Origin of the sequence: Streptomyces sp. NPDC001922 (assembly GCF_042891165.1) — a bacterium.
Classification (GTDB): domain Bacteria; phylum Actinomycetota; class Actinomycetes; order Streptomycetales; family Streptomycetaceae; genus Streptomyces.
In genome coordinates this window covers 104397-119782 of sequence record NZ_JBIASV010000017.1, presented here as the reverse complement: position 1 = coordinate 119782, position 15386 = coordinate 104397, and the positions used below count along the sequence as shown (strand labels likewise).

10 protein-coding genes are annotated in these 15386 nt (G+C 73.1%); 7 read left to right on the top strand and 3 right to left on the bottom strand.

Annotation, left to right across the window (positions count from 1 at the left end; translation table 11 throughout):
- Positions 1–523 precede the first annotated feature (523 nt).
- Together ACFYYR_RS28480 and ACFYYR_RS28475 are read right to left on the bottom strand one after the other, a co-directional pair.
- A complete protein-coding gene (locus ACFYYR_RS28480) occupies positions 524–1027 on the bottom strand; it encodes an SUKH-3 domain-containing protein (protein ID WP_388859613.1) in 504 nt (167 codons plus the stop codon).
- A gap of 1 nt (position 1028) precedes the next feature.
- Positions 1029–1535, bottom strand: coding sequence for a YwqJ-related putative deaminase (locus ACFYYR_RS28475; protein WP_388859610.1), 507 nt, complete (start codon positions 1533–1535; stop codon positions 1029–1031).
- 325 nt (positions 1536–1860) lie between these two features.
- On the opposite strand from ACFYYR_RS28475, the gene ACFYYR_RS28470 reads away from it, so the two are divergent.
- The 3 genes from ACFYYR_RS28470 to ACFYYR_RS28460 all read left to right on the top strand — a co-directional run bounded on the left by ACFYYR_RS28470 (position 1861) and on the right by ACFYYR_RS28460 (position 6899).
- Complete coding sequence (locus tag ACFYYR_RS28470; protein WP_388859607.1) at positions 1861–2838, top strand: SMI1/KNR4 family protein; 978 nt, start codon at positions 1861–1863, stop codon at positions 2836–2838.
- Positions 2839–2843: 5 nt separating this feature from the next.
- Entirely contained in the window at positions 2844–5687 is a 2844-nt protein-coding gene (locus ACFYYR_RS28465) for an SUKH-4 family immunity protein (protein ID WP_388859858.1), read from the top strand.
- Positions 5688–5969: 282 nt separating this feature from the next.
- Positions 5970–6899, top strand: a complete 930-nt coding sequence (locus ACFYYR_RS28460; RefSeq protein WP_388859604.1) for a cellulose-binding protein — start codon at positions 5970–5972, stop codon at positions 6897–6899.
- Between the two features lie 152 nt (positions 6900–7051).
- Here ACFYYR_RS28460 and ACFYYR_RS28455 read toward each other — a convergent pair whose 3' ends face one another.
- Positions 7052–8611: an MDR family MFS transporter gene (locus tag ACFYYR_RS28455; RefSeq protein ID WP_388859601.1), complete on the bottom strand. Its 1560-nt coding sequence runs from the start codon at positions 8609–8611 to the stop codon at positions 7052–7054.
- A gap of 539 nt (positions 8612–9150) precedes the next feature.
- On the opposite strand from ACFYYR_RS28455, the gene ACFYYR_RS28450 reads away from it, so the two are divergent.
- The 4 genes from ACFYYR_RS28450 (at position 9151) to ACFYYR_RS28435 (ending at position 15348) form a co-directional block, all read left to right on the top strand.
- The gene (locus ACFYYR_RS28450) at positions 9151–9792 is read left to right on the top strand and encodes a hypothetical protein (protein ID WP_388859598.1); all 642 of its coding nucleotides are present in this window, start codon (positions 9151–9153) and stop codon (positions 9790–9792) included.
- Between the two features lie 374 nt (positions 9793–10166).
- Entirely contained in the window at positions 10167–13715 is a 3549-nt protein-coding gene (gene mfd, locus ACFYYR_RS28445; protein ID WP_388859595.1) for a transcription-repair coupling factor, read from the top strand.
- A gap of 344 nt (positions 13716–14059) precedes the next feature.
- Complete coding sequence (locus ACFYYR_RS28440) at positions 14060–14854, top strand: HNH endonuclease family protein (RefSeq protein ID WP_388859592.1); 795 nt, start codon at positions 14060–14062, stop codon at positions 14852–14854.
- A 104-nt stretch (positions 14855–14958) separates the two neighbouring features.
- Positions 14959–15348, top strand: a complete 390-nt coding sequence (locus tag ACFYYR_RS28435) for a hypothetical protein (protein ID WP_388859589.1) — start codon at positions 14959–14961, stop codon at positions 15346–15348.
- Positions 15349–15386 lie beyond the last annotated feature (38 nt).

The window sequence follows — 15386 nt, the reverse complement described above, 5'->3', positions numbered from 1 at the left end:
GGGGGGGCCCCCGGGGGGGGGGGGTTCCGGAACGTATATTTACGGCCCTGGCGGGCCACAAATACACGGCAGCTTCCGGAACCCCCCACCCCTGCGCCCCCACCCCCTTGCGTTCACCCGGCCCTGCGGCACCGCGCCCTGACGGTCGGGCTACCGGGCCCTCACCGTGTGACGTCCAGGCCAACCGGCCCGGTGCTCCCTTGCGTTCGCCCGGTCCTGCGGCACTGTGCCCTGACGGTCGGGTCACCGGGCCCTCGCCGCGTGATGGCCAGGCCACCAGGGCGGTGCCCCTTGCGTTCGCCCTGTTCTGCGGGGCTGCGCCTCGGTGGCCGCCTCGCCCTGTCGCCCCGGAGTCGTTGCTTTCGCCTGGCCCGGCGCCGCCGTTCCCTGATGTCCGGACCGCCGGGCGTTCGCCCGGCCCTGCTGCTCCGTCATTTGGTCCGGGCCTCGGTTGGCGCGCGGCTTGATGTCGGCGCTCATCCCCTTGCGTCCGGGGTTGGTTGTCCGGTGTTCGGTGGGGCGGTCAGTGGGTGGCGGTCAGGCGGGTGGGGGTGGTGCCGGTGAGGAGGGTGGCGAGGGCCTGGTCGACGTCGGCGCCGAGGTACCAGTCGCCGGTGTGGTCGAGGCTGTAGACGCGGCCTTCGGCGTCGATGGCGAGGGCGGCTCCGGTGCCGCCGGTCTCCTCGCCGAGGGGGCAGATCTCCGTGCCGAGGGCACGTCCGAGGTCGGCGAGGGTGCGGGCGAGGTGGAGGCCGCGCAGCGGGTCGACGACGAGCGGGGTGGGGGCGATGTGGCGTCCGGGCCCGGCGGGGACGATGCGCAGGCCGCCGAATTCGGCCCAGGCCTCGACGGCGGCGGGGAAGACGGTGTGCCGGTGTCCGACGGGGGAGGTGTGGGCGCGGAGGGCGTCGGCCCAGATCTCGGCCTGGGTGATGTTCCAGCGGCCGGGTTCCCAGCCGGCTTCGCGCAGTGCGGCGTCGACGGGTACGGGGAAGCGGGTGGCGGCGGTGCGGTCGAAGGCGCGCACATCAGCTCCCGTTCGTCGGGTCGATGGCGCGGACGCCGAAGTGGGCGAGGAGTGAGGCGCAGGAGCGGCAGGGCGGGGCGTAGGCGCCGTGTTGCGGGTCGCCGTCCTCACGGATGCGCCGGGCGGTGAGTTTGGACTGTTTGAGGGCGCGCCGGGCTTCGCCGTGGGTGAGGGGTTTTCGGGAGGCGCGTTTGCTGCGGGCCGATTCGGTGCCGGTCAGGTAGCGGGAGAGCAGCAGTGCTTCGGGACATCGGCCCGTGAAGCGTTCCCGACGGTCGGTGGGGAGGGTGTCGAGGAAGTCCTGCACCAGGGGGTGGAGGGCGGTCGGCCGGCCGCCTTTGGGTGCGGTGGCGGTGAGGGTTTCGCCGCGCACGGAGAGGGCGGCTGCGACGGCGGGCAGGATGCTGTCGCGGCGGTGGAGGAGCGGGGGCGGGCCGACGGTGTCGTCGGTGCTGCTCCAGCTGAGCCGGGGGTCGCCCGGTGGTGGTGCTGCTTCGGTTGCGCTCATGGTGGTGCTTCCCTCCCGTGCAATCCCCCGAGTTGCGGGGACAGCCTGCCAAATGGGCAGGCGGATGGGGAAGCCGAGGGGGAGGCTGCGGCGCGTCGTTCGACCGGTGGTCACGGGTGGGTGACGGGACGTCACCGATGGATGCTCACCCGCGTGGGCTGTGCCTGGTGGGTGCGGTGTGCCGTGCGGTGCGGGCGGGGAGCCGTCCGGCCGGTGCGGGTGCTCCGGTGCGGGCTTCGGGCCGTGGTCCGCGGGGGCGGGCCCGGCTGCGTCGGCAGCGCATAGGCTGTGCGCATTCAGCCAGACGCAGCAGGGGGCATCCGCCATGACGACAGGTCGGCTCGGGCAGCAGGCCGCGCCACCGAACACGGCCTACGCCGGGCAGGTCGTGCACTTTCCGGATCCGGTCCGGGCCGCTCGGCACCCGAAGGGTGTGCGGGTGGACGGGGACGGTTTCCCGGATTTCTCCCCGTATGCCCGGGCTGCCGCGGAGATCGCCGAGCCTCCGGAGGGTTTCGGTGTCGACGAGCTGCGGCTGACGGACTACGTGTCGGCGAATGCCGCGCTGCACGCCGACGGGCACGAGCTGTGGGGCAGTCTGCCGCCGGTGGCCACGCCGCACGGCTGGACGTGGCATCACGTGGCGGGGACGCGCCGGATGGAGCTGGTCCCGGTCGAGGTGAAGGCGCTGTTGCGGCACCACGGCGGGCTGGCGACGGCCGCGGTGGACCAGGCCAAGCGCGGTACGCGGCCGTTGCAGGAGACCCGGCCGGCGCACTTCGGGCTGCCGGCGCGGTCGTTGGCGGTCACCGAGGAGCAGGTGGCCGGGGTGGAGGAGGATCTCGGCTACCGGCTGCCGGGGGCGTACCGGGCGTTCCTGAAGGCGGCGGGCGGCTGTGCGCCGGTGGGAGTGGCGCTCGACGCGGAGCTGGGGCTGCTGGTGGACCAGCCGTTCCTGGCGGTGCGGGACGAGGCCGCGGTCAATGACCTGGTGTATGTCAACAAGTGTCTGCGGGACCACCTGACCAAGGACTATCTGGGCGTGGCCTTCGTGCAGGGCGGCGTGGTCGCGGTGAAGGTGAAGGGGCAGGCGACGGGGTCGGTGTGGTTCTGCGCGTACGACGACGCGCGGGACCGGGACGGCCTGTCGGTGCAGGAGCGGGTCGAGGAACTGCTGCTGCCCTGCGGTGACGATTTCGACGACTTCCTGCAGCGGCTGGCGGGCAGCCCGCCGGAGCTGGAGACCGTCGCGAACCTGATGGTGGACGGTGGCTTCGCGTGCGCCGTCCCGGTGGAGGGGTGAGCGCGATGGTGACGTTCGCGCAGGCGCAGGAGCGCGGGGAGCGCTGGGTCAACACCGATGTGGCCCCGTACCAGCAGCGTGAGGTGCGGGTGCGGGAGTTCGACCTGGGTTTCGTGGTGTGGGCCGAGGGCCGGGAGGGCGGTCCGGGGGACGGCGGTTCCGCGGACGGCTGCCGGGCCCGGATGGTGATCGCCCGGGACAGCGGGGAGGCCACGCTGTGGCCGGGGCTGCCGGTGGGCGAGGTGATCCGCCGGTACGAGGAGCTGTACGGCGTGGCCGATGACGAGGCCGCGGCGGATGTGCCGCCGCAGCGGATCGATCTGGAGGCGACGTCGTTCCTGCTGACGCCGCCGCAGTGGCTGCAGGACGCGGCGGATGCGATCGGCATTCCGGATCAGCGGTCGCAGGGGTCCGGGTCGGTCGCGGGCGGTGCGCCGGCGGGGGACGGGGGCGGTTCGTCCTCGGCCGCGGCGCCGGACTGGCCGGAGGCGGGTTCGGGTGCCGGGTCCGGCGCGTCGGCGGAGTACGAGCCGACGTCCTCGGACGGTGTTCCCGCGCGGCCGGGCGGCTCGTCGGACGGCGCGGGTGCGTCGTCGGGGGGTACGCCGTGGGCCGACGCGACGCCGCGGGGCGATGACGACGACCGGTCCGTGGGCCTGCCGCAGACGGTGTTCGCGCCTCCGCTGTCCGACGTGGACGGGGGCGGCACTCCGCCGCCCGCGGCGAGTGCCGAGGCGAAGACCGCACTGATGTCGGGCGGCAGCCAGTTGCCGCCGACCGCGGTGTCCCCGGCGCTGGGCAGTGAGGCGGATCCGGGCCGGGGCGGGCCGGCAGCCGGGGCTCCGCAGCAGCCGCCGGGCGCCCCGGACGCGGGCCGGCAGCCGGGGCCGAACGCCGCGGACATCGCGGACGCGGACACGGCGCGTGCTCCGCGCGGTGCGGGCCCCGGTACTCCGCCGCACGGCGCTCCGGGCGTGCCGCCCGGTACTCCGCAGCCGCCCGGTGCGCCGGGCACTCCGGGGGCGGGCGCTCCGGCGTCGGGCCCGGGTGCTCCGGGCGCGCCGGCGGGCGGCTACATCCCGACGCAGCTGGCTCCGGCGCTGCCGCTGGAGAGCGCGGGCCCGAACGGTCCGCAGCCTCCGGGTCCTCCGCCGGGTGCTCCGGGTGCGGGTGCCGCGCAGCCTCCGGGTGCTCCCGGTGTTCCGGGTGCGGGTGCTCCGCAGCCTCCGGGGCCGCCGGGCGCTCCCGGCCAGCCGGGTCAGTCGGGTGGTGTGCATCATGCGGCGACGATGCTGGCGGGTCCGGGCACGGGTGGTCCGGGTGCTCCGCAGCCTCCGGGTCCTCCGCCGGGCGTTCCGGGTGCGGGTGCCGCGCAGCCTCCGGGTGCTCCCGGTGTTCCGGGTGCGGGTGCTCCGCAGCCTCCGGGGCCGCCGGGCGCTCCCGGCCAGCCGGGTCAGTCGGGTGGTGTGCATCATGCGGCGACGATGCTGGCGGGTCCGGGCACGGGTGGTCCGGGTGCTCCGCAGCCTCCGGGTCCTCCGCCGGGCGCTCCGGGCCCGGCCGCCCCGCAGCCTCCGGGCCCTCCGGGTGCTCCCGGGCAGCAGGGCGTACCGGGGCAGACCGGTGCGCAGGGCCAGCAGGGCGCGCCGGGTGGTGTGCATGCCGCCGCCACCGTGTTCGCGCCGCCCGGCGGCGCGCCGATGCCTCCGCAGGGCGGTCCCGGCACCCCGCAGCCCGGGATGCCGCCCGGCGCCCAGCCGCCCCAGGGCGCGCCGGGCATGCCCCAGGGCGCTCCCGGTGTGCCGCAGGGTGCGCCCGGTGTGCCGCCGGGCGGGTACGGCTACCCGCAGGCCCCGAACGGTCAGCCCATGGTCGGCCCCGGCTACATGGCCGTCCTCCGCTACCGCGCGCAGGACGGCTCCGAGCAGCAGCTCATCCGCCGTTCCGCGCCGGGCCTCCCGCACCCGGAGTGGCAGATCCTGCATGAGCTGCGCGCCCTGGGAGTGCCGCCGCAGCAGGTGCTGGAGCTGCACACGGAGCTGGAGTCCTGCGATCTGCCGGGCGGCTACTGCGCCCGGATGATCCGGGAGACCTGGCCGCAGGTGCGGATCAGCCACACCGCGGCGTACGGCCTCGATCACGCCTCCCGCCAGCAGGGCGTACGGCATCTGATCGACCATCAGGGCGAGCTGCACCAGGTGGCGGACGGGCCCGCGCGGCCGGCGCCGAACCGGGTGCCGCTGCCGCACCCGAGCCAGGTGCAGCGGGTTCCCCCGGTTCCGGCGGAGGGCCTGGCGCACGAGCTGATGCAGGCGTTCGGTCCGCAGGGCGTGTTCCGCTTCGACCAGCGTGCGGTGTCCCGGCAGGGCGTGCCGGACGTGGTCGGGCAGACGCTCGTCTGGGCCGGGCTGCCGCTGGACATGGGCCCGTTCTTCTGGGCGCAGGCCCAGCCGGGCCGTCCCGTGCCCACGCTGGCGGAGCTCGCCGCCGAGCGCGCGGTGCAGCCGGCTCCGGACGCGGCGTCGTACCTGGTGATGGGCAGCGACTTCGGCCGTCAGCTGTGTGTGCAGTACGGCACGGCGGCGATCGTGGCGGTGCCGGTGGAGGCGGGCCCGGGCGGGCAGCCGGTGGCGCCGCAGTTCGTCAATTCCGGGCTGCCGGAGTTCGTCCGCTGCCTGGCACTGCTGGGCCGGATGTGGCGGCTGCGGTTCGGGCTGACGCCCGACCAGGCGGGCCGCTGGACCGTCGACTTCCAGGCGCAGCTGGCCGCGCTGGACCCGGCGGCCCTGTCGTCGCCGGAGAACTGGTGGGCGGTGCTGCTCGAGCAGATGTGGGACGGGCTTCTGTAGCGCCGCCCCGACGAACGGGTGTGCCGGACCGGGCGTCCGGCCTGTGGAAACAGGCCGGACGCCCGGTCCTTTTGTGCTGCCGGTGTCCGGTGGTCCCGGGGCCGCGGTTGCCCCGGATGCCCCGTCCGGCCGTGGTGCGGCCGGTGGGGAGGTTCCGTACTCGGGTGCTCTCGGCGCATCCTTGGGCAGGAGTGTGGCGGAGTGTCGCGTTATGAGTGGATCGCTCCGATCCAGAAAGATGGCGCGCAGAGCGTTGCATGACGGACCAAAAGGGGCTTCAAGATGAGTGCGTCTGTGTCACCTCACGGCTTCGCCGTCGTACGCGGCCGGGAACGCGGCTACGGTCCCGGGCAGGTCGACCGTGCCGTGAGCCGGCTGTCGGCCGACCGGGACGAGGCCTGGGAGCGCGCGGCGCGGCTCACCGTCCTCGCCAAGGAACTGGAGGAGGAAGTCCAGCGGCTGCAGGCCGAGGTCGCGGCACTCCCGCCGCAGACGTACGAGGCGCTGGGGCCGCGGGCGCAGGAGATGCTCGCCATCGCCGAGGCCGAGGCGGCGGGCCTGCGGGAGCGGGCGGACGCCGCGGCGCGGGAGTTCCGGGAGGAGGCGGAGGAGGAGGCGCTGGCGGTCCAGGACGGGGCGCGGACGTATGCCGTCGAGGTGCGGGGCGAGGCGGAGGCGTGGGCCGAGCGGTGTGCGGTGGCGGCCCAGCGGGTGGTCGACGACCTGCGGACCGGGGCCCGGCAGGACGCCCAGGAATGGCGTACGGACGCGACGGCGGTGCTGACGGAGGTGCGGCAGCGGACCGCCACGCTGCTCGCCGCACAGGAGCAGGAGATCGCGGAGCGGGCGGCGGAGGCCGAACGGGCGATCGCCGACGCGGAAGCGGAGTCGGACGCCCGGATCGAGAGCCTCTTCGAGCGGGCGGAGTCGACTCTGGGGGAGGCGCAGCGGGCGCACGCCGAGGTGGAACAGGCGGCGCGCGCCTGGCAGGAGGACGCGGAGACGCGGGGCGCGGAGCTGGTGGCGCGGGCCCGGGCGTGGGAGGAGCGGGTGGAGCAGGAGACGGAGCGGCTGCTGCAGGAGCACGAGCAGCAGCGGGAGGAACTGCGGGAGCACATGGCGCGGGTGCGCAGCACGCTGGCGGGGCTCGCGGGCGGGATGGAACGCGATCCGGGCGCGGTGCCGGGTCCGGCGCCGCGCCCGGAGGGCTGACGGCGGGCGGTTGGCGTCCTCCGGGCGCGGCGCCCCGGGCGTTCTCCGTGATGTGAGGGTGCCGGTCGTGGTGTTGCCGTGCCCGACGTCGTACTCCATCGGGCCCCGGCCGGGTGGGGCGTGGACGCCACGAGGGCCGGGCGGGCCGGTCCTCAGTCCGTCTCGCCGTCGGGCAGGACCGGGAAGCGGCGCGGCGCCAGGAGCAGCAGGACGAGGAAGGCGAGGGCGGCTGCCGCGGCGGCCCCCACGTACACATGGTCGACGGCGGTGTCGACCGCGCGCCGCAGGTAGTCCGCTGCCGGGGCGCTGAGTGACCCGGGGTGCTCCAGGGCGTGGGAGACGGAGTCGAGGTCGTCGGGGAGCCCGGAGCGCATCGCGGCCGGTGCGGTGGCGAGGTGTCGGGCCAGGGTGGCGTTGGCGACGGCTCCGAAGAGCGCCGCTCCGACGCTCTGGCCGACCTGCCGGCAGAAGAGAACGGATGCGGTGGCGGTGCCGCGCTCGGCCCACCGGACGGTCGACTGCACGCCCACGATGAGCGGCAGTTGGAAGATGCCGAGGGCGGCGCCGAGCAGCAGCATGATCAGGGCGGGCTGCCAGGGGGCTCCGGGGTAGGGCAGCAGGGGGAAGGCGAGCAGGATCAGGGCCGCGGCGCCGATGCCGACGAGGGCGCTCTGCCGGAAGCCGATGCGGTTGTAGACGTGGCTGCTGAGCGCGGCGGACAGCGGCCAGCTCAGCGTCATGACGGAGAGGACGAATCCGGCGGCGATGGGGCCGAGGCCGAGGACGGACTGGGCGTAGGTCGGCAGGAACACGGTCGGGGCGATCATGAGCAGGCCGAGCGCGCCGAGCGCCAGGTTGACGGCCGCGATGGTGCGCCGTTTCCAGACCCAGCCCGGAATGATCGGTTCTGCCGCCCGCCGTTCGATGGCCACGGTGGCCGCCGCGCACAGCGCTCCGGCACCGAACAGGGCGAGTGACGGGGCGGACAGCCAGGGCCAGGCGACCCCGCCCTGGACGAGGGCGGTGAGCAGCAGCCCGCCGCAGGCGAACACGGCCAGGGCGCCGGCCCAGTCGATGCGCGGCTTCCGGTCGCGGGCTCTGCGGGGTTCGTGCAGGTGGCGGAGGACCAGCCACACCGCGACCGCGCCGACCGGCAGGTTGATCAGGAAGATCCACCGCCAGTCCGCGTAGGCGGCGAGGAGCCCGCCGACGGCGGGTCCGGCGACGGCCGACACGGCCCAGACCGTGGACAGCCGGGCCTGGATCCGGGGCCGTTCCTTCAGCGGGTAGAGGTCGGCGGCGATGGTCTGGACGGTGCCCTGGATCGCCCCGCCGCCCAGTCCCTGCACCACCCGGAAGGCGATCAGCACGGACATGTCCCAGGCGCCGGCGCACAGCAGCGAGCCCGCGAGGAACAGGCTGATTCCGCAGACGAGGACCGGCTTGCGGCCGAAGGTGTCGGACAGCTTGCCGTAGACCGGCAGCGTGACCGTGACGGCCAGCAGGTAGCCGGAGAAGAGCCAGGAGAAGACGGAGAAGCCGCCGAGGTCGCCGACGATCTGCGGGACGGCGGTCGAGACGATGGTGCCGTCGAGCGCGGCCAGCGCCATCGCGAGCATCAGCGCGGCGACCACGGGCCCGCGGCGGGCCGCCGCCGGGGAGCCGGAGGCAGGCGCCGCGTCCCGGCTCGTACGTCCTGCGGTCCCGCCCACGCTTCCCCCTCCACCGGTCTGTGTACCCCACACCCTTCCATGCCGGGGGAGTCCGGAGAACGGGTCGGAGGGCGTGGCTCGGACCGGCGGCCCGGGTGCCCCGGTCATCGGCGGTGGGGTGGGTGATGTGTCCTGCCGGTCACCGTCGGCCGCTCATCTCCGGCCGCTGGTCATCTCCCGTCGGTCATCCCTTAGGGGGAGGCCCGCGTCTTCTCTCCTCCCATGTCTCGTCCCGGCGGAGGAGGTGGGCGATGCCCGCCGCTCCCTAACCTGTGGGAGCGGGCCCGACCCGGAGGCGGGCCCCGACCGGGGGCGCATTCGGTGCCGCGCAAAGCCGCCACTGAACGCGATCACGACGGCCCGGGTGTGCTGCGGGGGAGCACACCCGGGCCGCGGCGTCTCGTGGGCCTGGGTTCCCCGCGAGGCGGACTCGCCACTTCCTGGTCGCGTCCCGGTCGAGCTTCCCGAGGGCGGCGTCGGATGCGCTTGCAGTAGCGTGCTGGCCAGTCCAACTACCAGCGAGAGTACGGAAGTTGAAAATGCGACAGCGAGCACGAATTCCCGCGGCTGCCCTGCTGGCGGCTTCGGCGATGCTGCTGGCAGCCTGCGGAGGGGAGTCCGAACCCTCCCCGAAGGGGATCGAAGGGGCAAAGAAGGGCGGATCGGAGACTCCGAGTGCGTCGCCCTCGGCCCCTGCGGGCAGGCCGAGCGTCGAGTTGCCCGACGACCTCGAAATGAACTTTGCCTGGGGTGGAACCGGGAAACCTGCGGAGAATGCCGTTTACAGGGACGCCGAACAGTTCTTCCGGGGAATGAAGCGGGCCAGCGCGCGGAATGATCTCAAGGACCCTGCCTACCTGTTCTACTCGAAGAGCGGCGGCACGAAGTACGCCGCTACGCAGATCGGTCTGAACATCAAGGAAAACCTGGCTCCCACCGGGAAGGACCGGTACTTCGACGGCAAGGTGGCCATCGAGGGCGGGACCGCCGGGCTGGTGACGTGCCGGGACCAGAGCAAGGTGTTCAGCAAGAATAAGAAGACGAATAAGGTCTACAGGAACGCCCCTGACCCGAAGACTAGCTACAGCCGTTACACGCTCCGTCTGGAGAAAAGTTCCAAGGGCGTATGGAAGGTCTCTTACGTCTACGTGACCGAGGGAGTGAAGGAATGCATGCCGTGACCGTCCGCATGCCGCCGAACGCCGTCGGTCACGCCGAAGGCATCGTCTGAGTCACCCACTCCTCGCGGCGTGGCGCCGGCTGCGGGCTCGGGATGCACCGTCGCGCCCGGCTCCTGGGGCGGCGGACGCGAGCCCACCCCCGGCACGTCGGAGCGTGGGGCGTGAGCCCGTCCCCAAGCCCCTGCTGCCCGGCGTTCCAGCAGGTCACAGCCCAGGCCCCCCGCCCCTCTCCCGCTGCTCGCCCCCGGCTGTCGGTGCAGCGACGTAGTCTGGACCACCCCGGCCCGTTTCCACGTGTCGGGCGGTGTGCGTTGTCCGCCGCGTTCGTCATGTCCACACGTTCGTCATGTCCACCCCGGGACGGGAAAGCCTTCATGAGCCTGCACGGTCTGCTCGACGTCGTCGTCAATGATCCCGCGCTCGCGGAAGCGGTGAAGGCAGCCGCCGACGGCAACCGCCCGCAGGTGGATCTCGTCGGCCCGCCCGCCGCCCGTCCCCTCGCCATCGCCGCTCTGGCCCGCTCGGCCGAGCGGCCCGTTCTCGCCGTGACCGCCACAGGGCGGGAGGCCGAGGACCTCGCCGCCGCCCTGCGGTCGCTGCTGCCGCCGGACGGCGTGGTCGAGTACCCGTCGTGGGAGACGCTGCCGCACGAGCGGCTGTCGCCCCGGTCCGACACCGTGGGCCGCCGCCTCGCCGTGCTGCGCCGGCTGGCGCACCCGGCCTCGGACGACCCGTCCGCCGGGCCCGTCAGCGTCGTGGTGGCGCCGATCCGCTCCGTGCTGCAGCCGCAGGTCAAGGGCCTGGGCGACCTGGAGCCGGTGAGCCTGCGGGGCGGGGACACCGCCGATCTCGGCGAGGTGACGGACGCCCTCGCCGCGGCCGCGTACTCCCGGGTCGAGCTGGTCGAGAAGCGCGGCGAATTCGCGGTGCGCGGCGGCATCCTCGACGTCTTCCCGCCGACCGAGGAGCACCCGCTCCGGATCGAGTTCTGGGGCGACGACGTCGAGGAGATCCGCTACTTCAAGGTCGCCGACCAGCGCAGCCTCGAAGTCGCCGAACACGGCCTGTGGGCGCCGCCCTGCCGTGAGCTGCTGCTCACCGAGGAGGTGCGCACCCGCGCCGCGGCCCTCGCCGAGCAGCACCCCGAGCTCACCGAGCTCCTCGGGAAGATCGCCGAGGGGATCGCCGTCGAGGGCATGGAGTCGCTGGCCCCCGTCCTGGTCGACGAGATGGAGCTGCTGCTGGACGTGCTGCCCGCGGGCAGCATGGCCGTCGTCAGCGACCCCGAGCGGGTGCGCACCCGGGCCGCAGACCTGGTCGCCACCAGCCAGGAGTTCCTGCAGGCGTCCTGGGCGGCCACCGCCGGCGGCGGCGAGGCGCCCATCGACGTCGGCGCCGCCTCGCTGTGGGGCATCGCCGACGTCCGGGACCGGGCGCGCGAGCTGGGCATGATGTGGTGGACGGTGAGCCCGTTCACCACCGACACCGAGCTGGAGGGGGACGCGCTCCGGCTCGGGATGCACGCCCCCGAGACCTACCGCGGCGACACCGCCCGGGCGCTGGCCGACACCAAGGGCTGGCTGGCCGAGGGCTGGCGCGCCGTCTACGTCACCGAGGGGCACGGCCCGGCGGCCCGTACCGTCGAGGTCCTGGGCGGCGAGGGCATCGCCGCCCGGCTCGCCGACGCCGGGGGCCGGGCGGGCGACCTCGGCGAGATCGCCCCGTCCGTGGTCCATGTGGCCTGCGGCTCCATCGACTACGGCTTCATCGACCCGGGCCTCAAACTGGCGGTGCTCACCGAGACCGACCTGTCCGGGCAGAAGGCCGCGGGCAAGGACATGGGCCGGATGCCGGCCCGCCGCCGCAAGACCATCGACCCGCTGACACTCGAACCGGGCGACTTCATCGTCCACGAGCAGCACGGCGTGGGCCGGTACGTGGAGATGGTGCAGCGCACCGTCCAGGGCGCCACCCGCGAGTACCTCCTCGTCGAGTACGCCCCGGCCAAGCGCGGCCAGCCCGGCGACCGGCTGTTCGTGCCGACGGACCAGCTGGAGCAGGTCACCAAGTACGTCGGCGGCGAGGCCCCGACGCTGCACCGGCTCGGCGGGGCGGACTGGACCAAGACCAAGGCGCGGGCCAAGAAGGCCGTCAAGGAGATCGCCGCCGATCTGATCAAGCTCTACTCGGCGCGGATGGCGGCCCCCGGGCACACCTTCGGCCCGGACACCCCCTGGCAGCGGGAGCTGGAGGACGCCTTCCCGTACGCGGAGACGCCCGACCAGCTCACCACCATCGCCGAGGTGAAGGAGGACATGGAGAAGTCGGTCCCGATGGACCGGCTGATCTGCGGAGACGTCGGCTACGGCAAGACGGAGATCGCGGTCCGCGCGGCGTTCAAGGCGGTGCAGGACGGCAAGCAGGTGGCGGTCCTGGTCCCCACCACGCTCCTCGTCCAGCAGCACATGGGCACCTTCTCGGAGCGGTACTCCCAGTTCCCGGTGGCGACCCGCGCCCTGTCGCGGTTCCAGACCGACACCGAGGCCAAGGCCGTTCTGGAAGGGCTCAAGGAGGGCTCGGTCGACATCGTGATCGGCACCCACCGGCTGTTCTCGTCCGAGACCAAGTTCAAGGACCTGGGGCTGGTCATCGTCGACGAGGAGCAGCGCTTCGGTGTGGAGCACAAGGAGCAGCTGAAGAAGCTCCGCGCCAATGTCGACGTCCTCACCATGTCCGCGACCCCGATCCCGCGGACGCTGGAGATGGCGGTCACCGGCATCCGCGAGATGTCGACGATCACCACGCCGCCGGAGGAGCGGCACCCGGTGCTGACCTTCGTCGGCCCGTACGAGCAGAAGCAGATCGGTGCGGCCATCCGCCGTGAACTGCTGCGCGAGGGCCAGGTCTTCTACATCCACAACCGGGTGGAGTCGATCGACCGGGCCGCGGCGCGGCTGCGGGAGATCGTTCCCGAGGCGCGGATCGCCACCGCGCACGGGCAGATGACGGAGGGCGCCCTGGAGCAGGTCGTCGTCGACTTCTGGGAGAAGAAGTTCGACGTGCTGGTCTCCACCACCATCGTGGAGTCCGGGATCGACATCTCCAACGCCAACACCCTGATCGTCGAGCGGGGCGACAACTTCGGCCTGTCGCAGCTCCATCAGCTGCGCGGCCGGGTGGGCCGGGGCCGGGAGCGCGGCTACGCCTACTTCCTCTACCCGCCGGAGAAGCCGCTCACCGAGACCGCCCACGAGCGGCTGGCCACCATCGCCCAGCACACCGAGATGGGCGCGGGCATGTACGTCGCGATGAAGGACCTGGAGATCCGCGGCGCGGGCAATCTGCTCGGCGGTGAACAGTCCGGCCACATCGCGGGGGTGGGCTTCGACCTGTACGTCCGCATGGTCGGCGAGGCCGTCGCCGACTACCGGGCCTCCATCGAGGGCGGCGCCGAGGAGGAGCCGCCGCTGGAGGTCAAGATCGAGCTGCCGGTCGACGCGCACGTCCCGCACGACTACGCGCCCGGCGAGCGGCTACGGCTCCAGGCCTACCGGTCGATCGCCGCCGCCACCTCGGAGGAGGACATCGCCGCGGTCCGCGAGGAGCTCACCGACCGCTACGGCAAGCTGCCGGAGCCGGTGGAGAACCTCCTCCTGGTCGCCGGACTGCGGATGCTCGCCCGCTCCTGCGGGGTCACCGACATCACCCTCCAGGGCTCCAACGTCCGCTTCTCGCCGGTGGAGTTGCGCGAGTCGCAGGAACTGCGGCTCAAGCGGCTGTACCCGCGCACGGTCCTCAAGCCGAACACGCAGCAGATCCTGGTGCCCCGTCCGGCGACGGCCCGTATCGGCGGCAAGCCGCTGGTCGGCCGGGATCTGCTGGCCTGGACGGGCGAGTTCCTGACGACGATCCTCGGCTCCTGAACCCTGGGGTGCGCCACCGGGGCGGCATGCCCCGGTGGCGCACAGGACGCGGATTCGGTGGAGTGGTGTACCGGTAGGGGCCGGCGCCTCGGATCCGAACCGGTCGGCTCCTGAGGGGGCGGGCTCTCGGGGGCACGCTCCGGGAGGACCTCTCCGGCCTCAACTCCCCAGCAGGGAAACCGACTTGAACGGGCCGTCGTCCTCGCGCCCGTCGATACCCCTGCCGCAGCTCCCGCAACAGCCGCGCCGCCGTACCGGCCGGCGCGCGGCCGGGCGCAGGCGCGCCGCTCTATGCTGCCCTTCGGATCGCTGGATCGTCGCAGCTCATCGTGGGGGGCCGGGCCATGCACACCGAGGGGCACACGGATCGCGGACGGGCCGCGCGACGGAGTGCGGCGGGCGCCGCCGTACTGCTGGCCGCGGGGCTCCTGCTCACCGGCTGCAAGGGGATCGACCCGCCCGGGGACGGCGGCTCCTCGGCATCGGCCCCGGCCTCCGGGCCCGGACGCGCCGTCAGCCCGCTGCGGAACCCCGACGGTACGAAACCGGGGCTGGCCGCCATCACCTCGGCGGCCGAGAAGGCGCAGGCCAGAGCCGTCATCGAGAAGGTGACGACGAAGGGCCGCGGCCCGCGGACCGGATACGACCGGGACGCGTTCGGCTACGCGTGGATGGACTCGGCGGACGGGGTGCCGCTGGCGCGAAACGGCTGTGACACACGAAACGACCTGCTGAAACTCCACGGTCGGAACGTCGAGTTCCGTACGGGTTCCGACTGCGTGGTCGTTTCGATGGACTTGCACGACCCATACACCGGCAAGGACATCGCCTGGAAGAAGGCGAAAGCCACCGAGGTGCAGATAGACCACGTGGTGCCGCTCTCGTACGCCTGGCAGATGGGCGCCGCCCGCTGGAGCGAGGGGAAGCGGCAGCGGCTGGCCAACGACGTGCTGAACCTTGTGCCGGTATCGGGTTCCGCGAACTCCGCCAAGCGTGACTCCGGTCCGGCGTCCTGGCTGCCGCCCAGCAAGGCGGTCCGCTGTTCGTACGCGGTGCGGTTCGCGCAAGTGGCAGCCAAGTACGAACTGCCCGTGACGTCGGCGGACAAGACCATGATGCTGCAGCAGTGCGGCGCTTGAGGGGCCAGACGTTCGGCAGCTCTGCAGGCCGCTGCTGTCAGACTTGGGCACCCCGGTTCTCGTCTCCGCAGGCACCCTTTGGGCCACACCACCAGGAGGAACCAGTGTCATACCCGCAACGCACCACCCCTGAGGAGAAGCTTGCCGACGCGAAGAAGCAGCTGAGCCTCCCGCGTATCGTCGTGATCTGCGGCTCCACCCGTTTCATGACCGAGATGACCGAGGCCGATCTGCGGGAGACCAAAGCCGGAAAGATCGTCGTCAAACCGGGCTGTGACATGAAGTCGCCGCACGTACTTTGGTCCGATCCTGTCGAGGCCGAGGCGCTGAAGGTTCGACTCGACGATCTGCACCGAGCGAAGATCCGGCTCGCTGATGAGGTGCTCGTAGTCGGCGACTACATCGGAGACAGCACCCGAGCCGAAATCGCCTACGCCCGGTCGCTGGGCAAGCCCGTGCGGTTCACGCACCCCGAAGTCGCCCCCGACGCCTGACCGCCCACCCCCACACCCTCCGCAGTCACCCCTTGGTG